This is a genomic window from Acidovorax sp. YS12 (genome assembly GCA_021496925.1).
GTDB lineage: Bacteria > Pseudomonadota > Gammaproteobacteria > Burkholderiales > Burkholderiaceae_C > Paenacidovorax.
The window spans coordinates 4608539-4631645 of the sequence record CP053915.1 but is presented as its reverse complement, the minus strand read 5'-3'; the positions used below and the strand labels follow the sequence as shown (position 1 = coordinate 4631645).

The window sequence follows — 23107 nt, the reverse complement described above, 5'->3', positions numbered from 1 at the left end:
TTGATGGGCGTCAGGACAGCGGCAGTTGCCGCACAATGCGAGCGTCCCCCCGCCTTGCCTGCCATGAGCCACCCCTGCCTGACCTGCGGCGCCTGCTGCGCGAGCTTTCGCGTCGATTTCTCCGCGCACGAAACGCAGGCGTGCGGCGGCAGCGTGCCCGACGGGCTGGCGGTGGAGCTCACCGCCAGCCTGCGCCGCATGCGCGGCACCGACCACAGCCCGCCGCGCTGCGCCGCGCTGACCGGCCGCCTGGGCCAGCAGGTGGCCTGCGGCATCTACGAATGGCGCCCCTCGCCCTGCCGCGAGTTCGAGGACGGCAGCGACGCCTGCCAGCGCGCGCGGCGGCGCCACGGGCTGGCGCCGCTGGACGGAATCTGACCCTTCTCTATACTGCGCACGGCCTGCGAGAGGGAGGCGGGCCATACCATGAACCTGCGCACACAGGGGCCGCCAGAGCCCGCCCAGCCGCTGCCCCCGTTCTGGCACCGGCTCAACGCCTTTTTCACCTTTCCGCTGCAGGGGCAGCCCCTGGCGTACTGCACGCTGCTGTCCCTGTGCAGCCTGGTGTTTTTCCTCGTGCCCGTGTGGCCCGTGGTCCTCGCGACGGAGCTGGGCATCGTGCTGGCCGCGTCGCGCTACGGCTTCAAGATCACCGCGCTGGGTTCGCGCGGCATCTACCGCGCGGCCGACTTCACCGGCCAGTTCGACGAGGAATGGAAGAACCTGCCCTGGAAGCTGTTCGCCCTGCTGGTGCTGCAGTCCCTGGCCGCGGGCTGGCTGCAGGGCCTGCGCCCGGCGCTGGGGCAGCTGGCCTGGCTGGCCATCAGCTTCCTGCTGCCCGCCAGCCTCATCGTGCTGGTGCAGACGGGCAGCCTGCGCGCCACGCTGAACCCCGCCAATGCCTGGGACGCGGTGCGCGCCATCGGCTGGCCCTACGCGCTGCTGTGCTTCTTCCTGTTCCTGCTGAGCCAGGGCTCGGTCATCGCCATGGGGCTGCTGGCGCCGGTGTTCCCGGGGTGGCTGCTGCCGCCGCTGCTGAACTGGCTGCTGATCTACTTCGGCTGGGTCATGTGCAGCCTGCTGGGCTACGTGATGTACCAGAACCACGCCGCCTTCGGCATCGACCTGCTGCCCGGCGCGGGCATCGACACGCCGCCCGCCGACCTGCGCAGCCCGCAGCAGATCGAACAGGACGCGACCGACGCCCTGGTGGCGCAGAAAGTCACCGAAGGCGACCTGGAAGGCGCGCTCGGCATCGCCTACGAAAGCCAGCGCACGCGCCCCGACGAAGTGGCCGCGCAGCGGCGCTACCACCGCATCCTGGCGCTGGCGGACCGAACCCCGAGCCTGCTGGACCACGCGCAGCGCTTCATCCCGCTGCTGCTGCGCCACGGCCAGAGCACCGAGGCGCTGCGCGCCTACCAGGCCTGCCGCGCCAAGGAAGCCCCGTTCACCCTGGCCGAGGCCGACCCCACGCTGGCGCTGGCCCGCACCGCCTGGAACGCGGGCGACGCGCAGCAGGCCCTGGCCCTGCTGGGCGGCTTCGACCGGCGCTTCAAGGGCCACGCCAGCGTGCCCCAGGCCTACGAGCTGGCGGCGCGCGTGCTGCTGCAGGGCATGGGCCGCGCCGACATGGCGCTCAAGGTGCTCGCCACACTGCAGGCGCGCTACCCCGATGACGCCGCCACGCAGGAAACGCGCTGGCTGCTGCGCCAGCACCTGCCGCCCGAGCCTGCCGTGCCCTGACGAGGATGCCTGTCATGGTGTTGGCCGGTGCTGTTTTTGATAGCTGCCGGCGCTTGCTGGGCTTGGGTTTGGGGCTGTTTTAATGCTTGTCGTGGGTTTGCTTCCCGGGGCCGGGACTCGCCCCGGCGGGCGAGGTACTTTCTTGCCGCGCGGCAAGAAAGTACCCAAAGAAACGAGCCCCGCAGTCTGCGACCCCTTCGCTGCGCTACGGGGCAAACCTGGGGCGAGGCGCTGGCGGGGTGCGCTGCGGAACTCGCTGCGCGCCTGCGGCGCTTCGCTCAAACAGCCACAGCGAGTCAGTTCACGAAGCATGCGCGACTTCGCGCATGCCACCCCGCCACCGCCTCGCCCCAGGCGCAGCCTGAAAGGGGGTGGAGACGACACGGGCCATCGCTGCGCTCGGCCTGGACTTCGCGGCGCGCAGCGCCTGCGTGTTGGGGGCCGAGCGCAGCGATGGCCCGTGTGGGGCTTCAAACCCCTTCTGGCCGTACCGAGGAGCGCAGGGCGTGGGGCGGGCGCGTGTGCCGCAGGACACACGCGCTTCGTGATCTGACTTGCCGCGTCTGTTTGAACGGAGCGCGTAGCGCGCAGTGAGTTACGCGGCACCGCCCCACGCCCGAGCACCGCAGGCTGCCCCGGAGCGAAGCGAAGGGGATACGGGCAGCAGGGGCGTGCTTCTTTTGCCTCCTTTTCTTGCACGAGCAAGAAAAGGAGGTCGCCCGCCGGGGCGAGTCCCGGCTCCGGGAAGCAAACCCCCAGCAAAAGATCAAAAAAGAGAGCTGCCAGCGCTTGCTACATAAGCGCTGGAGCCCAAAAGCATCCGCAAACCCGCGTGAAACCAGGCCCACGGCCCGCCGCCCAGAGCACCGCCAAAGGCCTTGAAAGGCATCCCCCTAACGAGGCATGCCAGGCGTGCGCAGCACCGGGCTGTCGGGCGCGAGCTGGCGCAGTTGCGGCAGCCACGCGGCGGCGCGCTCGTGCTGGCCCGCGTGCCACTGCGCGGCCACCAGCAGGCCCAGCGTTTCGGCCAGTTCCGGGTGCGCCGGGGCCGTCTGGTGCAGCGCGGTGAACAGGCGCTCGGCGTCGCCCCACTGGCGCGCGCGGGCGAAGCGGCGCGCCAGGCGGGCCATCACGTCGGGCTGCAGGCGCGCGCCGGGCCTTGCCTTGTCGAGGTAGGTGCGGTAGGCCGTGTGCTGGAACGCCAGCGTGTCCGCGTCCTGCGCGCGCAGGCCGAAGATGCGCCGCGCCGCACGGTGGAAGTCCTCGCCCTCGGGCCAGAGCTGCGCGGTGCTGAACCAGGCCTCCAACGCCGTGCGGTCCTGCGGCCGCAGCCGCGCCGCCGCGCGCCACTGCGCCAGCGCCTGCTCGAACTTCAGGCCCTTGGCGAGCTGGCGCGCCTGGGCCACGTGCGCGTCGAAGCCGTCGTCCGCCGGCGCGGGCTGCACCGGCACCTGCAGCGGCTTGCGCCGCGCCGCCATGGTCAGCGCCATCAGGCCGGCGCCGGTGAGCAGGCCGCCCAGGTGGGCCATGTAGGCCACGCCGCGCCCGGCCAGCCAGTGCTGCAGCAGCTCGTTGAGAATCCAGGCCGGCAACAGCAGCAGCGCGGGCGCCGTCACGTAGTTGAAGTAGAAGAACAGCTGGTAGAAAAAGCGCACGCGCCGCAGCCGGTACAGCACGGCGTACATGCCCATCAGCGCCGACACGGCCCCCGAGGCGCCGAGCCCGTAGCTGCCGGTGCCGGCGTAGGCCCAGCCCGCGAGCAGGGAAGCGCCGATGCCGCCCAGCAGGTAGTACGCCAGGTACAGCCCGCGCCCCAGCGCCAGCTCCACCGAAAAGCCGAAGAGGAACAGGAACACCATGTTCCCGAGCAGATGCCCGGTGCTGGCGTGCAGGAAGGTGGCCGTGAGCCAGGTGACGGGGCGCGGCTCGGCGTCCTTGGCGTAGCTTTGCGACCAGCGCAGCGTGAACGGCGCGGGCTGCAGGGCCTGGTAGCGCGAGCGCGCGGCGCGCCATTCGGCCTGGCCGGGGTCGTCCGCGGCGGCCGCCAGCGCCGCCTGCAGGCGCTGCTGGAAGGCTGGCTCGTGCTCCATCCACTGCAGCAGCAGGCGCCGCGCCCCGGCGCGCTGCATGGCGCGGGCCTGCGCGGCCTGCGGGTGGCCGGTTTCGCCGAGCCAGGCGATGAAGCGCGGAATCTCCAGCGCCGGCAGCGCGCTCTGCACGTAGTAGGCCGCCGCGCGCTCCTGTGCCTTTTCTTCGGAACGCTGCGGCCCCCAGAAGACGATCATGTTGACCACGATCAGCAGCACCGTCATCCACGGCGGGTTGCGCCAGGTGGGCCGGGCATCCAGGGGTATGGCGTAGAACATGGCGGCGATTGTGCAGGCGTGCCCGTGGCTGATTCTGGATTCAGGTCAAAAACCGCCTCCAGCCCTTTCCGGACAAGCGCCAGAAGCTCCTTGAACGATAGCACCCAGGTCACCTGCGGCGCAGCACGGGCGGCGCGGCTCGGGTAGCCTTGCGGGCCATGCCCGCCACCACTCCCCCTCCCGCCCTGCCCGCGCGTACCGCCTGGGCCATGCTGCTGGCCCTGATTTGCGGCTTCGCGCTGAGCCAGGCCTTTCGCACCATCACCGCCATCATCGCGCCGGGGCTGCAGGCGGAGTTCGGGCTGTCGCCGCAGGCGCTGGGGGTGTTCGCGGGCGCCTTCGCCTTCGCGTTCGGCTGCATGCAGCTGTTCATGGGCGTGGGCATCGACCTGTTCGGCGTGCGGCGCACGCTGCTCACGGCCTTCCCGCTCACGGTGGCGGGCGCGCTGCTGTCGGCCTGGGCGCCGCAGTGGGGCCTGATGCTGCTGGGGCAGTTGCTGATCGGCGTGGGCTGCGCGCCCGCGTTCCTGGTGTGCACGGTGTTCATCGCGCGCTATTTCGCGCCGCATCGCTTCGCCCTGGTGTCGGGCGTGGCGCTGGGCCTGGGGGGCCTGGGCATGCTGTTCACCGGCACGCCGCTGGCCTGGCTGGTGCAGCATTCGTCGTGGCGCATGGGCTTCGCCGTGCTCGCGGGGCTGGGGGTGCTGGCCTGGCTGCTGATCTTCTGGCGCGTGCACGAGCCCGCGCCGGCCGCGCACGCGGGCGCGCACGAGTCGCTGGGCCAGGCCGTGCGCGGCTTCGGCGCGCTGTTCCTGCTGCCGCACACCTGGGGCATCATGCTGCTCGGGCTGGTGACCTACGCCGCCTTCCTGGCGCTGCGCGGGCTGTGGCTGGGGCCGCTGCTGATCGCGCGGCACGGCCTGTCGCTGGTGGAAAGCGGCAACGTGGCGCTGCTGGTCTCGCTGGTCTCGCTGTTCGGCCCGGCGCTGTTCGGGCGGCTCGACCCCGGCCCGGCCCGGCGGCGGCGCTGGATCGTCGCCGGCACGCTGGCCATGGCCGCGCTGTTCCTGGCCATGGCGCTGCTGCACAGCGCCTGGATGGATGTGGGCGGCGCGATCGCCCTGGGCCTGCTATCGGGCTACATGGTGCTGCAGTACGCCGACGTGCGCACGGCCTACCCCGCCGCGATGACCGGGCGCGCCATGGCCGTGTTCACCATGGCCATGTTCCTGGGCGTGGCGCTGGTGCAGTGGCTGACGGGCCTGGTGGCCTCGCTCGCCAGCGCCCGAGGCGGCGACCCGTACGTGGCGGTGCTGCTCACCATCACGGCGCTGCTGTGCGGGGGCACCCTGGCCTTCCGCCTGTTGCCCGCGCCGGATAGCAGCAAAAATGGCCTCTAGCCCTTTCCTGGCAAGCGCTGGCAGCTATTGAAAGAGAAGCACGGTTTCAGCGGTACAGCCAGGGCTGGTCGAGCAGGCGCTCGCCCAGCAGCCGCATCGACAGGTCGCGCCCCCAGCGCACCAGGCCGGTAGCGTGGAAGATGCGGCCGTTGCGCAGCGAGCGCGCCTGGACGCGCGCGGCGCGCTGCCAGCGGTTGAGCGCGTAGCGCCGCAGGCGCAGCGGCACCTCCAGGTCGTGCATGGACAGCGCGCTCTCCAGCTCCGCCGCGTCCTCGATGGCCATGCCCGCGCCTTGCGCCAGGTAGGGGCGCATGGGGTGGGCGGCGTCGCCGCACAGCGCCACCAGGCCCTGGGCCATCTGCGCCGGTGCGCGCAGCGGCGCGCGATCGGCCAGGGGCCACAGGCGCCAGCCGCCGCCTGCGGCGGGCACGCCGCGCACCACGTCCTGCAGCGCGGTGCAGGTACCGGCCAGGGCGGATTCCAGGTCGGCGGCGTTGGCGCCGTGGTCCCAGGTGTCGAGGTCGTCGGGCGCCGGGCCCTCGACGATGGCCACCAGGTTTTGCAGCTCGCCCCGGCGCACCGGGTACTGCACCACGTGCAGGCGCGGCCCGAACCAGGTGGTGACCTCGCTGGTGCGCAGCGCCTGCGGCAGCGCGGCCTGCGGCACCACCACGCGGTAGGCCAGGTGGCCGGTGACGCGCGGCGGGCCGTCGCCCAGCAGCTGCGCGCGCACGCGGCTGCGCACGCCATCGGCGCCCAGCAGGGCATCGCCCTCGATGACTTTCTTGCAATGCGTGCGCACGGTGACGGCATCCTCGGACGCGCCGTAGCCCTCAATGGCCTGCTCCAGGTTCAGGTGCACATCGGGCTGCTGCCGCAGGGCCTGCAGCAGCAGCGCGTGCAGGTCGGCGCGGTGGATGGCGGCGTAGGCCGCGCCATAACGCTGCACGGCGGTCTGGCCCAGGGCCAGCGCGCCGAGCCGCGCGCCGCTGCGCGCGCAGCGCACCACCAGGCGCGGCGGGAACGCCGCCACGGCCTGCAGCGGCCCCTGCAGGCCCCAGGACTGGAGCCTGCGCACCACGTTGGGCCCGAGCTGCACGCCCGCCCCCACTTCGCTGAACGCCGCGGCGCGCTCGAACAGCCGCACCTCCCACCCGGCGCGCGCGGCGCCGATGCCGGCGGCCAGCCCCGCGATGCCGCCGCCGGCAATCAATACCTGCTTCTTCATGCCCGCGATTGTGCGCCCCGCAAGACGCGCTCAACCATTGAGCAACTGGCGCAGCACGTAGGGCAGGATGCCGCCGGCGCGGTAGTAGTCCACCTCGATGGGGGTGTCGATGCGCAGGCGCAGCGTGGCCTCGCGCCGCGTGCCGTCGGCGCCGTGGATGACCAGGCGGGCCGCGCTTTGCGGCGCCAGCTGCGCGTCGAGCAGCAGGTCGATGCGCTCGCTGCCCGTGATGCCCAGCGACTCCCACGAATCGCTGCCGAGGAACTGCAGCGGCAGCACGCCCATGCCCACGAGGTTGGAGCGGTGGATGCGCTCGAAGCTGCGCGCCACCACAGCCTTGATGCCGAGCAGCTGCGTGCCCTTGGCGGCCCAGTCGCGGCTGGAGCCGGTGCCGTACTCCTCGCCCGCGAAGACCACGGTGGGCGTGCCCTGCGCCATGTACTGCTGGGCCGCGTCGAAGATGCTCAGCTTCTGCCCATGCTGCGCGCCCTCGCCCTGGAACAGGGTGACGCCGCCCTCCTCGCGCGCGCCGTCGGCGCGGGGCGGGATCATCAGGTTCTTGATGCGCACGTTGGCGAAGGTGCCGCGCACCATCACGTCGTGGTTGCCGCGCCGCGCGCCGTAGCTGTTGAAGTCCTGTTTCATGACACCATGCGCCAGCAGCCACTGCCCGGCGGGCGAGCTTTCCTTGATGGAGCCGGCGGGCGAGATGTGGTCGGTGGTGATGGAGTCGCCGAACAGCGCCATGATGCGCGCGCCCATGACGGATTCAGAGCCTTTTTGGCCTCCAGCGCTTGCCTGGCCTGCGCTGGCAGCTCCTGAATCGAGAGCAAAACCGTGGAAGAACGGCGGCTCGGCGATGTAGGTGCTGCGCGGCCAGGTGTAGGTGACGCCCTCGACGCCGCGGATGGCGCCCCAGAGCTTGCCCGGCGCCTTGCGCACCTGCGCGTAGTTGGCGCGGAAGGCCTTGCCCTGCATGGCGTGGCGCATCAGCGCGTGGATTTCGTCGCTGCCCGGCCAGATGTCGCCCAGGTACACGTCGCGCCCGCGCCGGCCCTGGCCCACGGGTTCGGTCATCAGGTCGCGCAGCACGGTGCCGGCGATGGCGTAGGCCACCACCAGCGGCGGGCTGGCGAGGAAGTTGGCCTTGATGTTGGGGTGGATGCGCGCCTCGAAGTTGCGGTTGCCCGAGAGCACGGCGGCGCACACCAGGTCGTTGCGCGTGATGGCGTCGTTGAGTTCCGGCGCCAGGTCGCCCGCGTTGCCGATGCAGGTGGTGCAGCCGTAGCCCGCCACGGCGAAGCCGAGCTTTTCCAGGTAGGGCAGCAGCCCGGTCTCGGTCAGGTACTGGGTGACGATGCGCGAGCCCGGCGCCAGCGAGGTCTTGATGTGCGGCCGCACCTTCAGGCCGGCCTCCACCGCCTTCTTGGCCAGCAGGCCCGCGGCCAGCAGCACGCTGGGGTTGGAGGTGTTGGTGCAGCTGGTGATGGCGGCGATCAGCACGTCGCCATGGCCGAGCGTGGGCGCCTTGTCGCCGCCGGCGGGCAGCGCGCACACTGCGCCGGGGACCGCCTGCGCCGCCGCCAGCGCGGGCCGGTTGCCCACCATCTCGACCACGTCGCGCGCGGCGCCGGGGCGCGGCGCGGGCGCCTCCTGCGCCGGCCCGCCCTCGCCGCAGCCCAGGCGGTGGCGTTCGGCCAGGCGCCCGGCCGGCTGGTTGAAGCCGTTTTCCGCCACCGGCTTGCTGAACAGCGCGCTGAACTGCTGCTTCACCTGTCCCAGCTCGATGCGGTCCTGCGGGCGCTTGGGGCCGGCCAGGCTGGGCGTGACCTCGCCCAGGTCCAGATGCACCACCTGCGAATAATCAATGTCGCCCGCGCCGGGCACGCCAAACAGGCCCTGCGCCTTGAAATACGCCTCGAAGGCTTCGATCTCGGTTTTGCTGCGGCCCGTGCCCTTGAAATAGGCCAGGGTTTTCTCGTCCACCGGGAAAAAGCCCATGGTGGCGCCATACTCGGGGGCCATATTGGCAATGGTGGCGCGGTCGGGCAGCGACAGCGAGCGCGTGCCCGCACCAAAGAATTCGACGAATTTGCCCACGACCTTGTGCCGGCGCAGCAATTCGGTCACGGTGAGTACCAGGTCGGTGGCCGTCACGCCCTCGCGCAATTGCCCGGTCAATTCAAAACCCACCACGTCGGGCGTGAGGAAATACACCGGCTGGCCCAGCATCGCGGCTTCGGCCTCGATTCCGCCGACGCCCCAGCCGACGACGCCAATGCCGTTGATCATGGTGGTGTGGCTGTCGGTGCCGACCAGAGTATCGGGGTAATACACGCCGTCCTTGCCGCGGTGCACGCCGCGCGCCAGGTATTCCAGATTGACCTGGTGCACGATGCCGAATCCCGGCGGCACCACGCCAAAGGTATCGAAGGCCTGCATGCCCCATTTCATGAATTCGTAGCGCTCGCGGTTGCGCTGGAATTCGAGCTTCATGTTCAGATCGAGCGCCTTTTTGCTGCCGTAATGGTCGACCATGATGGAATGGTCGACCACCAGATCGACGGGTACCAGCGGTTCAATCTTGCGGGGATTCCTGCCCAGGCGCGTGGCCGCGCTGCGCATGGCTGCCAGATCGGCAAGCAACGGCACGCCGGTGAAATCCTGCAGCACCACGCGCGAGACAACGAACGGAATCTCGTCCTTGCGCTCGGCCTGCGGCTGCCAGCGCGCCAGTTGCTCCACGTGCGCGGGGGTGACCTTGCGGCCGTCGCAGTGGCGCAGCACGGCTTCGAGCACGATGCGCAGCGACACCGGCAGGCGCCGGATACCCGGAAACTTGCGCGCCAGCGCGGGCAGCGAATACAGCTTGCCGCTGCGCCCCGATGCGGTCTCGAACGCCTTGAGCGTGGAGGCGAAGGGATGGCGCGCGGCCGTGGACGACGAAGAGGCCATGGAAATACTCCTGACGTGGGGATGGCGATGCGGGTGTTTGCCCCCATTCTCGACAAACCACGCGCCCGTGCAATAGCCCACTGGAATACCCACAAAACAAAAAACCCGCTGAATGCGGGTTTTTCGTGCCGAATGCGGCCAGGAGGCGATCAGATCGCGAACTGCTCGCGATTTTCGTTCTGGATCCAACGCGGCGGCTTGCCGCGGCCGGTCCAGGTTTGGCCGGTGGCGGGGTTGCGGTATTTAGGAGCGACCTTGGCACCCGTCGGGGATGCGGGGCGTGCGACACGGCCGGCGGGAAACACGTCCTGGGGCGTCAGCTCGAACTTGGCCACGAGAGTGCGAACCTGGGAAATGGCGCCGTCCAAAGCCGCCTTGCGGGCTTCGTTGATTTGCAAGTCCAGGGCTTCACGCTGTTTGAGCAGCTCATCGTAAGAGATGGTCATGGTGATATAGGGGTAGTGGTGAAATGAAGGCCCCATTATATGGATATTCAAAACACCGCGCACGGCTTTGCACGGATTTACACATACGCAATTTCCACAATATCCCCCGCGCGATTACGGCTCCAGGGCCGGCTGCGGATTGGCCGGCTGGGCCCAAACCTTGTCGATACGCCGCCCGTCCAAATCCACGACCTCGAATACCCAGCCCGCGCAGGGAATGCGCTCGCCCACCGCCGGCAAATGCCCGGATGCGGAGAGCAGCAGGCCGGCGACGGTGTTGTAGCGCCCCCGGTCTTCGCCCGGCAAATCGCGAATATCGAGCCGCGCCTTCAACTCCGAAACCGGCATCTGGCCGTCCAGCAGCCAGGAGCCATCCTCGCGCAGCGTGGCCCAGGTATCGTCGCCGCCGCCCGGCAGCAATTCGCCGGTGATGGCCTCCAGCAGATCGCGCGGCGTCATGATGCCCTGCACCACGCCATATTCATCGACCACGAACACGAACCGCCCCGAGCCAATGCGCAGCTGGCCGAGCAATTCCAGACCGCTCAGGGTTTCGGGCAGGAAATAGGCGGGCAGCGCATGGTCCTGCAGCGTGCCCGGCGCATCGGCGGGCAGCGCCAGCAGCTGCGCCACGCCCACCACGCCGACCACGTCGTCGAGCGAGCCCTGGCACACCGGGTACCAGGAATGCGCGCCCTTGCCGCCGTCGGCGCTGGCCAGGCGCAGCGCGGTGTGCACCGAGAGCCCGGCGTCGAGCCACTGCACCTCGGAGCGCGGCACCATCAGTGAAGTGAGCGGGCGGTCGTCCAGGCGGAACACGTTCTGCACCATCTGGTGCTCGTGGTGCTCGATCACGCCGGCCTCGCGGCCTTCCTCCAGGCTGGCGGCGATTTCCTCCTCGGTCACGGCGCGGCCGGCCGCGTTGTCGATGCGCAGCAGCTTGAGCACCGCCTGAGTGGACAGCGTCAGCGCGCGCACGAACGGCTTGGCCACGCGCGCCACGCCCGCCATGGGCAGCGCCACCAGGCGCGCCACGGCCTCGGGATAGAGCTGGCCGATGCGCTTGGGCACCAGCTCGCCGAACACGATGGTGGTGAACGTGATGGCCGAGACGACCACGGCCGTGGCCGTGACGCCCGCCGCCGCCTCGGGCATGCCCATCTGCTGCAGCCACAGGCCCAGGCCGGCGCTGAACGCGGCCTCGCCGACGATACCGTTGAGCATGCCGATGGAGGTGATGCCCACCTGCACCGACGAGAGGAACTGCGTGGGGTCTTCCAGCAGCCGCAGCGCGGCGCGCGCGCCCTTGTCGCCGCCCTCGGCCATCGCCGCCAGGCGCAGCTTGCGGCTCGACGCCAGGGCCAGCTCCGACATCGCGAACACGCCATTGAGCAGGGTCAGCAGCGCGATCAGCAGAAAATCCATGGTCTCATCGGTAACGAAATCTTTCCATGGCACTGTACTGTATCGGCGACATCCAAGGCTGCAGCGACGCACTCGAGCGGCTGCTGGCGCACATCGGCTTCTCGCCCAGCCGCGACACCGTGTACCTGCTGGGCGACCTGGTGAACCGGGGCCCGGACTCGGCCGCCGTGCTGCGCCGCTGCATGCGCCTGGACGGCGCGCTGCGCCCGCTGCTGGGCAACCACGACCTGCACCTGCTCGCCGCCGCGCACGGCACGCGCCGCGCCTCGCGCCGCGACACCCTGGCCAGCGTGCTCGACGCACCCGACCGCGACGCGCTGCTCGGCTGGCTATGCCAGCAGCCGCTGGCGCGCGCGCACCCGCACGCGGGCGAGCGGCTGCTGATGGTGCATGCCGGCGTGCTGCCCGCCTGGAGCGCGGACGCCACCCTGGCCCTGGCCGAGGAAGTGCAGGCCGTGCTGCGCGGCCCGGGCCTGCCGCAATTCCTGCAGGCCATGTACGGCAACCAACCCGACCGCTGGCACGACGCGCTGCAGGGCATGGAGCGCCTGCGCGTCATCGTCAACGCGCTGACGCGGCTGCGCTTTTGCTCGCCCGAGGGCGTGATGGATTTCGACAGCACCGAGAGCGCCGCCCAGGCGCCCGCCGGCCTGCTGCCCTGGTTCGACGTGCCGGGGCGGCGCAGCGCGGACACGCTGGTCGCCTTCGGCCACTGGTCCACGCTGGGCTGGCTGAACCGGCCCAACCTGCTGGCGCTGGACACGGGCTGTGTCTGGGGTGGAGCCTTGAGCGCCGTGCGCTTCGGCGCCACGCTGGCCGAACGCGAGCAGTGCCAGGTGCAGTGCCCGCAGGCGCAGAAGCCAGGTTGAACACTGCGCCATCCGCTCCTGGGAAAAGAGCTGCCAGCGCTTGAAAGGCAAGGACTTCAGCATCAAAACATGCCAAAACCCTCACCCATCAAGCGCTGGCAGCTCCTGTTTTTGGTGAATCATACGGGTTTGCATTCAACCGTATAACGAGGCGGGAAGCCGCAGACAGTGCTGTAGCACGGCAAGGCGAACCAACGACGTTATACGGTTGAATGCAAACCCGTATCAGTTTTTCATGCTGCGTCGCAGCACCCGCGACGCATGAAACGAGGGTGTAATTTGGGTGCGGCGTCCGGCACAGAGGTCGGTTCGTACTTGGTGTCCCGAACCCGTGTATCAGTTGGACCCGCGGCCTCACGAGCACCCCAAACTGTCGCCAGGCACTGGCGTGCCTGAGCACGCACTTCAGACTTCGATGACGTGGGTCGCACGCCGGTGTCGCTGCTGTTCTTTGATGAGGAGGCGATCATGGACGTGATTCATCCGCTCTGTGCGGGACTGGACGTGCACAAGCAAAGCGTAGTGGCTTGCGCACGGATTGCGGGCCCAGGCCCGCTGGTGCAAGAGGTCCGCACCTTTGCCACGACCACCTCGGGCCTGCTGGAGCTGGCCGACTGGCTCGAATCCTTCGGCGTCGAGCACGTCGCCATGGAAGCTACGGGCGTGTACTGGAAGCCGGTGTGGCATGTGCTCGAAGGCCACTTCGAGTTGGTGCTGGCCAATGCCGCGCACGTGAAGAACATGCCCGGGCGCAAGACTGACGTGAACGATTCGATGTGGCTGGCCGATCTGCTGGCTCATGGCTTGATCCGCGCCAGCTTCGTGCCGCCGGTGGCGGTGCAGGAGCTGCGCACCCTGACGCGAACGCGCAAGCAGTTCGTGCGCGAGCGCGCCTCGCACGTGCAGCGCATCGAGAAGGTGCTCGAAGACGCCAACATCAAGATCACCAGCGTCCTGAGCGACATCCTGGGCAAGAGTGGGCGTGCGGTGCTGCAGGCGCTCATTGACGGCCGCAGCGATCCCCAGCGTCTGGCTTCATATGTCGTGGGCAACCGCCTCAAGGCCAGCCGAGCCGAGTTGGTCGAGGCATTGAGCGGGCGCGTGCGTGCCCACCACCGCTTCATGCTCAAGCTGCACCTGGGCCATATCGACGCTCTGGACAAGGCCATTGCCGACATCGAGAAGGAGGTGGGCCTGGGGCTCGAGCCGTTTCGACAAGCCGCCAAGTTGCTGAGCACGATGCCCGGCTTGAGTCAGGTCAGCGCCAACGTGGTGGTCGCCGAGATCGGCATCGACATGTCGCGCTTTGCAACGGCAGGCCACCTGCTGTCATGGGCCTGCCTGTGCCCGCGCAGCGACGAGAGCGCGGGCAAGCGGCGTAGCACACGGCTGCGCCGTGGGGGCGTGTGGCTCAAGACCACCTTGGTGCAGGCCGCATGGGCCGCGGTTAAGGTCAAGGGCAGCTACCTGCAGGCGCAGTTCCACCGCATCCGAGCCCGTCGGGGTGCCAAGAAGGCCATCATCGCCGTGGCCGCTTCCATGCTCACCGCTGCATGGCACATGCTCAAAGATGGCACCGAATGGCATGACCTGGGGGCTGCGCACTTTGACCGCGCTGACGCCGAAAAAACCGCCAACCGGCTCATTCGGCGACTACAACAAATCGGATACACCGTCCAGGTTGCTCCCGCTTGATCTGCGCCTGAGTTTCACTTCAGCCGGCCTGCAGCAACGCCGCCATGTCCGGCGACTGCCACAGCGTGCCATCGCCGCCCGCGGCCAGCACGGCCACGCCGGGGTGGCGCGCGCTCCAGGCCGGCACGGCGGCGGCGCCCTGCACCATCAGCGCCGTGCCCCAGCCATTGACCGCATCCACCTCGCGCGCGAACAGCGCCACGCCGTGCACGCCGGTGGTGGGCCAGCCGGTGTGCGGGTCCAGCACGTGGTGCAGGCGGCGCCCACCGCGCACGAAACCGCGCTCGTAGTCGCCCGACGAGGCCACCACGGCGGTGCCGTCGATCGCAATCGCGCCGAGCAGTTGCCCCGGCGCGCGCGGGTCGCGCACGCCCACGCGCCAGGGGCGGCCCTGCAGGCGGCCCGCCGTGAGCACGTCGCCGCCGCCGTTGAGCAGCGCGTTGTCCACGCCCTCGCGCTGCAGCACGCGCAGGCCCGCCGCCAGGATCGGCAGCTTGGCGATGCCGCCCAGGTCCAGCGCCATGCCGGGCCGCGCCAGGTAGGCCGTGCCGGCCTGGGCGTCGAGCCGCAGCGCCTGCCCGTCCACGCGGCGCAGCGCCTGCGCGATGGCGGCCGGCGTGGGCACGGCCTCCTGGCCGGGCTCGAAATGCCAGCCTTCAAGCGCGCCCACGGTGGGGTCGAACGCGCCCGCGCTCTCGCGGAACACGCGTGCCGCGCTGTGCAGCACGGCCATCACCTCGGGCACCACGGGCACGGGCTGGCGCCCGGCCGCGGCGCCGATGCGGCGCACCACGCTGTCGGCACGGTAGCGGCTCAGCAGCGCTTCCAGGCGCTGCATCTCGGCAAAGGACTTGCCGATGGCTGCCTGGGCCAGACGGGCGTCCGGCGCGTCGGCCACGATGTCCACGCGCGTGCCCATGAGGTTGCGGCTCGCGCGCTGCGGCCCCGCCGCCACGGCGCTGCCGGGCGCTGCCCAGGGCAGCGCCCCGAGCAGCGGCAGCGCCAGGGCGAAACGCCGCCGCGACAGCCGCCCGCCTTGCAATGCATTGGTCATGGCACGCTCCGCAGGCATCAGATGGACTGGTCGGCCATGAAGTCCACGGCGGCCTTCACCTCGTCGTCGCCCAGCGTGGCGGCACCGCCGCGCGCCGGCATCATGCCCTTGCTGCCGGTGAAGCCTTCGAGCGCGTGCTTGTACAGCGTGTCCTTGCCCTGGGCGATGCGCGGGCCCCAGTCGGCCTTGTCGCCCGGCTTGGGCGCGCCGGCCACGCCGGCGGCATGGCACATGGAACAGGTCTTGCCATAGACGCTCTTGCCCACGGTGTTCTCCGGCGCCGCGGGCGCGGCAGGGGCGGGAGCAGGCGCCGCGGCGGCAGCGGGCGCGGGGGCCGGCGCGGGCGCCTCGGTCTTGCCGCAGGCGGCGAGCAACAGGACGGCCGCTGTCAGGGTCATGGACAGGGAGATCGATTTCATCGGGATGCCTTTCTTCTAGCAGTGCAACAAACAAAAAACGGGGACGGAAGGCAGGAAAAACCGCGCACCGCGCGGGCCCATGCCCGGCCTCCATCCGGCTGGCGCCAGTGTGTAAGCCTTTGGCAAATATTCATTTGACCTGAATCAATATACAAATAAACATTTCAGGTGAACATTTGCACACCGTACCGCATCCGGCGGAAGGCTTGCAACACACCTGCCGATACCCCACCAGCCACACCCACCAGCGCCATGCCCATGCACCTGTTCCGCTCCATGACCCGGCTGCGCTGGTGCGTGCTCGCATGGTTCGCGCTGTGCTACGGGGTGGCCCTCGCCACCCCGCTGGTCAAGCCGCATGCGCTGGCGCTGGTGTGCTCCAGCAGCGGCATGGCGCTGGTGTCCTATGCCGACGGCGGCCATCCGCCGCTGGCCAAGCCCGCCCTGGACTGCCCGCTGTGCCTGCTGGGCAGCGCCCCGCCATCCCACCCGGGCGCGGAGCTGCCGCTGCAGCCCGCCGCCCCCGAATCCGTCGCCATGCCGCCGGGCCTGCTGGCCCTGGCGCCCTCGGGGGCGCCGCCCCCGGCACGCGCACCACCGTTTCCCCTTTGCCAATCAGAAAGAGGCTAACCATGAGCAAGAAGAGAGAAGACCTGAGCACCGAAACCGCCGGCATCGGCCGCCGCCGTTTCATCAACACCGCCGCGCTGGCGGGCCTGACGGTGGGCGTTGCCGCGTGCAACGACAAGCCCGCCGCCGCCCCGGCCGCAGCCCCCGCGGCACCAGCCCCCGCCGCGCCCGCCGCCAGCCATGCCGGCGCCAGCGTGCACCTGAAGCCGGGTGAGCTGGACACCTACTACGGCCTGTGGAGCGGCGGCCATACCGGCGACATGCGCGTGCTGGGCCTGCCCTCGGGCCGCGAGATCCACCGCATTCCCTGCTTCGTGCCCGACGCGCTGGTGGGCTGGGGCGTGACCAACGAATCCAAGGCGGTCATGGGCACCAAGGCCGACGGCCACCTGGAGTACACCGTCGCCGACACGCACCACACGCACGCCTCGTACAAGGACGGCAACTACGACGGCCGCTACGCCTGGATCAACGACAAGATCAACAGCCGCGTGGCGCGCATCCGCCTCGACTACTTCGTCTGCGACAAGATCACCAAGCTGCCCAACGTGCAGGGCTTCCACGGCATCTTCCCGGACAAGGCGGATCCGGTGGATCCGGCCATCAACTACACCACGCGCGTGTTCTGCGGCGGCGAGTTCGCCATCCCCCTGCCCAACGACGGCAAGGGCGTGAACGACCCGAGCAAGTACCACTCGCTGTTCACCTGCGTCGACGCCGAGACCATGGAAGTGCGCTGGCAGGTGCTGATCGACGGCAACTGCGACCTGGTGGCCACGTCCTATGACGGCAAGCTCGCCGCCACCAACCAGTACAACACCGAGAACGGCATCCACTACGAGGACATGATGTCCGCCGAGCGCGACGCCTGCCTGTTCTTCAACGTGGCGCGCATCGAGGAAGCCGTGAAGGCCGGCAAGTTCAAGACCATCGGCGGCTCCAAGGTGCCCGTGGTGGACGGCTCGCACGATGCCAACAAGGACCCCGCCACCGCGCTGGTGGCCTACGTCAGTGTTCCGAAGAACCCGCACGGCGTGAACGCCTCGCCCGACGGCAAGTACTTCATCTGCGCCGGCAAGCTCTCGCCCACGGCCACCACCATCGAGCTGGCCAAGGTGCTGGAATGGTTCGACGGCAAGCTGGAGAAGCTCGACGACGCCATCGTCGCCGAGGTCGAGATCGGCCTGGGCCCGCTGCACACCGCCTTCGACGGCCGCGGCAACGCCTACACCACGCTGTTCCTGGACAGCCAGGTGGTGAAGTGGAACGTGGAGAAGGCCATCGCCTTCCACAAGGGCGACAAGAACGCCAAGTACGTGGTGGACCGCCTGGACGTGCACTACCAGCCTGGCCACATCAACGCCTCGCAGTCCGAAACCAAGGCCGCCGACGGCAAGTTCCTGGCCGTGGGCTGCAAGTTCTCCAAGGACCGCTTCCTGCCCGTGGGCCCGCTGCACCCCGAGAACGAACAGCTCATCGACATCTCGGGCGAGAAGATGGTGCTGCTGGCCGACCACCCGGTGCGCGGCGAGCCGCATGACTTCATCATCTTCAAGCGCGACATCGTCAAGCCCAAGCAGGTGTATTCGCTCGACGACTTCCCGCTGGCCGTCAAGGACCCGAAGGAATCGGGCGTGACGCGCAACGGCAAGAAGGTCACCGTCAAGCTCACCTCGCAGGCGCCGGCCTTCAGCCTGCGCGAGTTCACGGTGAAGAAGGGCGACGAGGTCACGCTGATCCTGACCAACCTGGACAAGATCGAGGATCTGACGCACGGCTTCGCCATCCCGAACTACAACGTCAACTTCATCGTGAACCCGCTGGAGACCAAGTCGGTGACCTTCACCGCCGACAAGCCTGGCGTGTTCTGGTGCTATTGCACGCACTTCTGCCACGCACTCCACCTGGAAATGCGCACGCGCATGATCGTGGAGGCGTAAGGAACACCCCCTGGGACGCTGCGGGCCGTCCCAGGGGGCTTTTAGAAAAATCGGCCCCAAACACTGGCAGCGCTTGCGCTGCCAGCTATTAAATAAGTAGTGCAATGCCCACCCACGGTTCCCGGCTCGCCGCCTTTTTCCTAGCTTTGCTGCTGGCGCTCTCGATGCTGCTGGCGCCCCGCGCCCACGCAGGCGCCTACGAGGCCGAGCTGCCTGCCAACCTGGCTACCGCGCCCGACCTGTGCGCGCTGCTGCCCTGCACCGAGGTGTTTCCCGGCGCCACGCGGTTTTCCGAGCGCAAGGGCCAGCCGCCCTACGTCGAGGCCTACGGCAAAGAGGGCAGCGAAGGCGACAGGCTGCTGGGCTACGTCATGCTCTCCACCGACATCACCGACACGCCCGCCTACTCGGGCAAGCCGGTGGTCACGCTCATCGGCATGGACAAGGATGGCCGCTTCGTCGGCATCAAGGTGCTCAAGCATTCCGAGCCCATCCTGCTGCTGGGCATTCCCGAATCGGCGCTGATCAACTTCAACAACCAGTACCTGGGCAAGTCGGTCACCGACACCATCGAGGTCGGCCCCTCGCGCCCCGATGAGAACGTCATCGGCGTCGATGCCATCTCCGGCGCCACCGTCACCGTGGTGGCGCAGAACCAGGTGGTCATGGCCTCGGGCGCCGCCGTGGCGCGCCAGACCGGCATCATCGCCCCCACCGTGCGCGAGCAGGCGCGCTTCGTCGCCACCGGCCAGGCCTACGACTGGGCCCAGCTCGTGCAGATGGGCGCGGTGCAGCGGCTGCTGGTCAAGCCCGAACAGGTGGGCCTGCCGCGCGGCCCCGAGCCGTTCATCGAACTGTGGTTCGGCGACCTGAACCAGCCCGACGTGGGCCGCAGCCTGCTGGGCAAGAACGGCTTCGAGAGCCTGCGCTCGCGCCTCAAGGAGGGCGAGAACGCGCTGTTCGTCATCAAGACCGCGGGGCAGGAGTCGTTCAAGGGCTCGGGCTTCGTGCGCGGCGGCATCTTCGACCGCGTGCAGGTCAAGCAGGGGGCGGACTCGTTCACCTTCCGCGACCTCGATTCGCTCAACCTCTACGGGCTCGACGCCGCCGGCGCGCCCAGCTACAACGAATCGGCCATCTTCATCATCCGCTCGCAGGCCTTCTCGGCCGCCTACCCGTGGAAGTTCGCCTTCCTGGGCAACCGCGTCGACCGCGCCACCGGCCACCGCAGCTTCGCCGTGTTCGAGTCCAAGTACTGGCTGCCCGCCACCCTGCTCGAAGGCGGCCGCCCCAAGGTCCAGGAGCCCGACGCGCCCTGGGTGCGCATCTGGAAGTCGCAGGCGCTGCCCATCGGCCTGTTCGCATTGCTGCTGGTGGCCGTCACCGTGGTGTACGCGCTGCGCGAGAAGCTCACGCGCCTCTCGACGCACAAGAACAAGTGGCCGGTGAACGGCTTCAAGTACACCTTCTGGGCCATCAGCATCTTCTGGATCGGCTTCGGCTATATGGCCCAGCCCTCCATCACGCAGGTGCTGACGTGGTTCCACTCCATCCTGTTCCAGTGGACCTGGTCGCTGTTCCTGTCCGATCCGTTCATCTTCCTGTTCTGGATCTTCATCATCGTCACCGTGTTCCTGTTCGGGCGCGGGCTGTTCTGCGGCTGGATGTGCCCGTTCGGCTCGCTGCAGGAGGGCATCTACAAGATCGCCGAGGCCATCGGCCTCAAGCGCTTCCAGACGCAGCTGCCGCAGAAGTGGCACGACCGCCTGAAGTGGCTCAAGTACGCCGTGTTCTTCTTCCTGCTCGCGGTGTCGATGTTCTCCATGGGCCTGGCCGAGAAGCTGGCCGAGGTCGAGCCGTTCAAGACCACCTTCCTGGTCGGCGTGATGAACCGCGCCTGGCCCTACGGCCTGTTCGTGGCCGCCATCCTGGGCGTGTCGATCTTCATCGAGCGGCCCTACTGCAAGTACATCTGCCCGCTGGGCGCGTCGCTGGCCATGCCGAGCACGTTCCGCTGGTTTGGCCTCAAGCGCAAGCAGGACTGCAACAGCTGCAAGGCCTGCGCCGTGGGCTGCGGCGCGCAGGCCATCGACGCCGACGGCCGCATCGACCACCGCGAGTGCCTGCACTGCCTGGACTGCATGATCCTCTACACCGACGTGAAGGGCTGCCCGCCGCTGGCCAAGGAGCGCAAGCGCCGCGAGAAGGACGGGCTGGAGCTCACGCCCATCGGCGCCAACGGCTACTTCATCCCCATCCACCCGGCCAAGGTGGAGGACCAGATCGCCGCCAAGGCCAAGAACGGCCCCGACCCGCGCATGCCCACCGCCCCCACCCTGCCCGCGCACAAGCGCGGCGTGGGCGCCGCCAAGTGGCTGCTGCTGGAACTGCGCGACCACCTCTGGCCCTGGAGCAGCGAGGGCTGGCACAGCCGCCGCGCGCTGCAGATGGCCGGCATCGCCCTGGCCGTGGCGGCCAGCGTGGCCTGGGTGATGACGGCCATGGGCCACCTGTCCTCGGGTGCCATCATCGGCTGGTGGTTCGGCTGGAGCGTGTACGAAGTGCTGATCCGCCTGTCGGGCCGCGGCTACGTCAAGGACGGCCCGTGGTGGCGCGACAATTACCGGATTTCCGGGGTGTTCGACATGATCAGCTACGTCGGTTTCAAGAACCTGATGATCGGCGCCGCGCTGTTCCTGGCGCTGCAGGCCCTGGGGTTGTTCACCCCATGAAGGGCTCCATCACCCACTTAAGCCGGGCCCTGGCGCTGTGGATCGCCGGGGCCTGCCAGGCAGCCACCCTCACGGTGCGCCCCGGCGACGACCTGGCCGCCGCCGTGCGCGCCGCCCAGCCCGGCGACACGGTGCAGGTGCAGCGCGGCCAGTACCGCGCCAACCTGCTGATCGACAAGCCGCTGACGCTGCGCGGCCTGGACCGCCCCACCCTGAGCGGCGGCAACCAGGGCGACACCGTCCGCGTGACCGCGCCCGACGTGGTGATCGAGGGGCTGATCGTGCGCGACTCGGGCGACGACCTGAAGGCGCAGAACGCCGGCATCTACCTCTACCCCGGCGCGCACCGCGCCGTGGTGCGCCACTGCGACCTGACGTACAACCTGTTCGGCCTGTGGATCGAGAAGGCCGACGACGTGCGCATCGAGCACAACGTCATCACCGGCAAGCGCGAATACGCCTCGCCGCAGCGCGGCAACGGCGTGCAGCTCTACAACACCCGGGGCGCGAAGATCCTGCACAACGACATCAGCTTCGTGCGCGACGCGCTGTACGTCGATGTGTCGCACCACGCCGTGTTCCAGGGCAACCGGCTGCACCACAGCCGCTATGGCACGCACTACATGAACTCCTACTACAACCTGTGGGAGGACAACGACACCTACTACAACCGCGGCGGCCTGGCGCTGATGGAGGTGCGCGACCAGGTGGTGCGCGGCAACCGCGCCTGGGGCAACTCCGACCACGGCATCATGCTGCGCACGCTGCAGGACTCGGTGATCGAGGACAACGTGGTGGCGGGCAACAACCGCGGCTTCTTCATCTACGACGTGGAGTACATCAAGCTCAACCGCAACCTGGTGGTGGACAACACCGTGGGCGTGCACCTGGCGGCCGGCTCGAAGAACAACGAGGTCGAAGGCAACGACTTCATCGGCAACCGCGAACAGGTGCGCTACGTGGGCGCGCGCGACATGCCCTGGGGCGGCAAGCAGGGCAACCACTGGAGCAACTACCTGGGCTGGGACCGCGATGGCGACGGCGTGGGCGACGTGCCCTACGAGGCCAACGACATGGTGGACCGCCTGACCTGGCGCCACCCCAGCGTCAAGCTGCTGCTGGCCAGCCCGGCAGTGCAGGCGCTGCGCCTGGTGGGGCGGCAATTCCCGATTCTGCGTGCGCCCTCGGTGGTCGATCCCCACCCGCGCATGCAGCCCGGCCACAAAGATTGGAGTGAATGGCGTGGCAAGCACTTTCCCGGCCAATGAGCCTTCGGCCAGCAATGCACTGGCCATCTCGCTGCACGAAGTGAGCAAGCACTACGGCGCACTGCGCGCCGTCGATGGCGTGAGCCTGGACATTCCGCGCGGCGAAATCCTCGGCCTCATCGGCCACAACGGCGCGGGCAAGAGCACGCTGTTCAAGATGATGCTCGGCCTCACGCGCGCCACGCAGGGCGACATCCGCATCGGCGGCGCCTCGGTCACCGGGCGCGACTTCCGCGCCGCGCGGCGCCAGCTCGGCTACCTGCCAGAGAACGTGGTGCTGTACGACAACCTTGACGGGCTGGAGACGCTGCACTTCTTCGCCCGCCTCAAGGGCGCGCCGCTGGCCGAATGCCCGGCCATGCTGGAGCGCGTGGGCCTGGGCCACGCCGGCCGCCGCCCGGTGCGCGAATACTCCAAGGGCATGCGCCAGCGCCTCGGCTTCGCCCAGGCGCTGCTGGGCACGCCCCGCGTGCTGTTCCTCGACGAGCCCACCAACGGCCTGGACCCGGCCGCCATCCGCGATTTCTACGCCACGCTGCGCGCGCTGCAGGCCGGTGGGGTCACGGTCATCATCACCTCGCACATCCTGTCGGAACTGCAGGAGCGCGTGGACCGCCTCGCCATCCTCGCCTCGGGCCGCCTGCAGGCCGTGGGCAGCGTGCAGGCGCTGCGCGAGCAGACGCGCATGCCGCTGACCGTGGAGCTGGAGCTGGACGCTGCCGACGCGCCCGCCGCCGCCCAGGCGCTGCAAGGCGCCACCGGCATCGCGCCCGAGGCCACGCCCGCCGGCCTGCGCCTGCAGTGCCCGCGCGCGCAAAAAATGGCCGTGCTCGCCGCGCTGGCCCCGCTGGGCGCGCGCGTGCGCGACCTCAAGCTGCTGGAGCCCTCGCTCGAAGACGTGTTCTTCGGCTTCGCGGCCTAAACCCACCCCTTG

The 23107-nt window shown here is 69.3% G+C and carries 17 protein-coding genes; 10 read left to right on the top strand and 7 right to left on the bottom strand.

Going from position 1 to position 23107, the window contains the following annotated elements; all coding sequences use genetic code 11:
* Positions 1-63: 63 nt before the first annotated feature.
* Positions 64-378 carry a YkgJ family cysteine cluster protein gene (locus tag YS110_20710; GenBank protein UJB67017.1) on the top strand — a complete coding sequence of 105 codons (315 nt, stop codon included), beginning with the start codon at positions 64-66 and terminating at the stop codon, positions 376-378.
* A 48-nt stretch (positions 379-426) separates the two neighbouring features.
* The gene (locus YS110_20705) at positions 427-1746 is read left to right on the top strand and encodes a tetratricopeptide repeat protein (protein UJB67016.1); all 1320 of its coding nucleotides are present in this window, start codon (positions 427-429) and stop codon (positions 1744-1746) included.
* An 893-nt stretch (positions 1747-2639) separates the two neighbouring features.
* Here the strand turns inward: YS110_20705 and YS110_20700 are convergent.
* A complete protein-coding gene (locus YS110_20700) occupies positions 2640-4112 on the bottom strand; it encodes a rhomboid family intramembrane serine protease (GenBank protein UJB67015.1) in 1473 nt (490 codons plus the stop codon).
* A gap of 158 nt (positions 4113-4270) precedes the next feature.
* On the opposite strand from YS110_20700, the gene YS110_20695 reads away from it, so the two are divergent.
* Positions 4271-5512 carry an MFS transporter gene (locus YS110_20695; protein ID UJB67014.1) on the top strand — a complete coding sequence of 414 codons (1242 nt, stop codon included), beginning with the start codon at positions 4271-4273 and terminating at the stop codon, positions 5510-5512.
* Positions 5513-5558: 46 nt separating this feature from the next.
* Here YS110_20695 and YS110_20690 read toward each other — a convergent pair whose 3' ends face one another.
* The 4 genes from YS110_20690 to YS110_20675 all read right to left on the bottom strand — a co-directional run bounded on the left by YS110_20690 (position 5559) and on the right by YS110_20675 (position 11566).
* Positions 5559-6740 carry an FAD-dependent monooxygenase gene (locus YS110_20690; GenBank protein UJB67013.1) on the bottom strand — a complete coding sequence of 394 codons (1182 nt, stop codon included), beginning with the start codon at positions 6738-6740 and terminating at the stop codon, positions 5559-5561.
* A 30-nt stretch (positions 6741-6770) separates the two neighbouring features.
* Positions 6771-9695, bottom strand: a complete 2925-nt coding sequence (locus tag YS110_20685; GenBank protein ID UJB67012.1) for an aconitate hydratase — start codon at positions 9693-9695, stop codon at positions 6771-6773.
* 149 nt (positions 9696-9844) lie between these two features.
* Positions 9845-10141, bottom strand: a complete 297-nt coding sequence (locus tag YS110_20680; protein ID UJB67011.1) for an H-NS histone family protein — start codon at positions 10139-10141, stop codon at positions 9845-9847.
* 114 nt (positions 10142-10255) lie between these two features.
* Positions 10256-11566, bottom strand: a complete 1311-nt coding sequence (locus YS110_20675) for an HlyC/CorC family transporter (protein ID UJB67010.1) — start codon at positions 11564-11566, stop codon at positions 10256-10258.
* Positions 11567-11592: 26 nt separating this feature from the next.
* Between YS110_20675 and YS110_20670 the strand changes: the two genes are divergently transcribed.
* Positions 11593-12435, top strand: a complete 843-nt coding sequence (locus YS110_20670; GenBank protein UJB67009.1) for a symmetrical bis(5'-nucleosyl)-tetraphosphatase — start codon at positions 11593-11595, stop codon at positions 12433-12435.
* Positions 12436-12903: 468 nt separating this feature from the next.
* The gene (locus tag YS110_20665; GenBank protein ID UJB67541.1) at positions 12904-14130 is read left to right on the top strand and encodes an IS110 family transposase; all 1227 of its coding nucleotides are present in this window, start codon (positions 12904-12906) and stop codon (positions 14128-14130) included.
* 19 nt (positions 14131-14149) lie between these two features.
* Here the strand turns inward: YS110_20665 and YS110_20660 are convergent, their stop codons facing one another.
* On the bottom strand, positions 14150-15184 hold the full coding sequence (locus YS110_20660; protein ID UJB67008.1) for an FAD:protein FMN transferase: 1035 nt from the start codon (positions 15182-15184) through the stop codon (positions 14150-14152).
* Positions 15185-15201: 17 nt separating this feature from the next.
* A complete protein-coding gene (locus YS110_20655; protein ID UJB67007.1) occupies positions 15202-15603 on the bottom strand; it encodes a cytochrome c5 family protein in 402 nt (133 codons plus the stop codon).
* A gap of 258 nt (positions 15604-15861) precedes the next feature.
* Between YS110_20655 and YS110_20650 the strand changes: the two genes are divergently transcribed.
* The 5 genes from YS110_20650 to YS110_20630 all read left to right on the top strand — a co-directional run bounded on the left by YS110_20650 (position 15862) and on the right by YS110_20630 (position 23095).
* Entirely contained in the window at positions 15862-16233 is a 372-nt protein-coding gene (locus YS110_20650; GenBank protein ID UJB67540.1) for a hypothetical protein, read from the top strand.
* Between the two features lie 2 nt (positions 16234-16235).
* A complete protein-coding gene (locus YS110_20645; protein UJB67006.1) occupies positions 16236-18173 on the top strand; it encodes a nitrous-oxide reductase in 1938 nt (645 codons plus the stop codon).
* A 104-nt stretch (positions 18174-18277) separates the two neighbouring features.
* Positions 18278-20905: a regulatory protein NosR gene (locus YS110_20640; protein UJB67005.1), complete on the top strand. Its 2628-nt coding sequence runs from the start codon at positions 18278-18280 to the stop codon at positions 20903-20905.
* On the top strand, positions 20902-22173 hold the full coding sequence (locus YS110_20635; protein UJB67004.1) for a nitrous oxide reductase family maturation protein NosD: 1272 nt from the start codon (positions 20902-20904) through the stop codon (positions 22171-22173). Before YS110_20640 ends, YS110_20635 begins: the two co-directional genes overlap by 4 nt.
* Positions 22148-23095 carry an ABC transporter ATP-binding protein gene (locus YS110_20630; protein UJB67003.1) on the top strand — a complete coding sequence of 316 codons (948 nt, stop codon included), beginning with the start codon at positions 22148-22150 and terminating at the stop codon, positions 23093-23095. The genes YS110_20635 and YS110_20630 overlap by 26 nt, the downstream gene beginning before the upstream one ends.
* Positions 23096-23107: the final 12 nt, after the last annotated feature.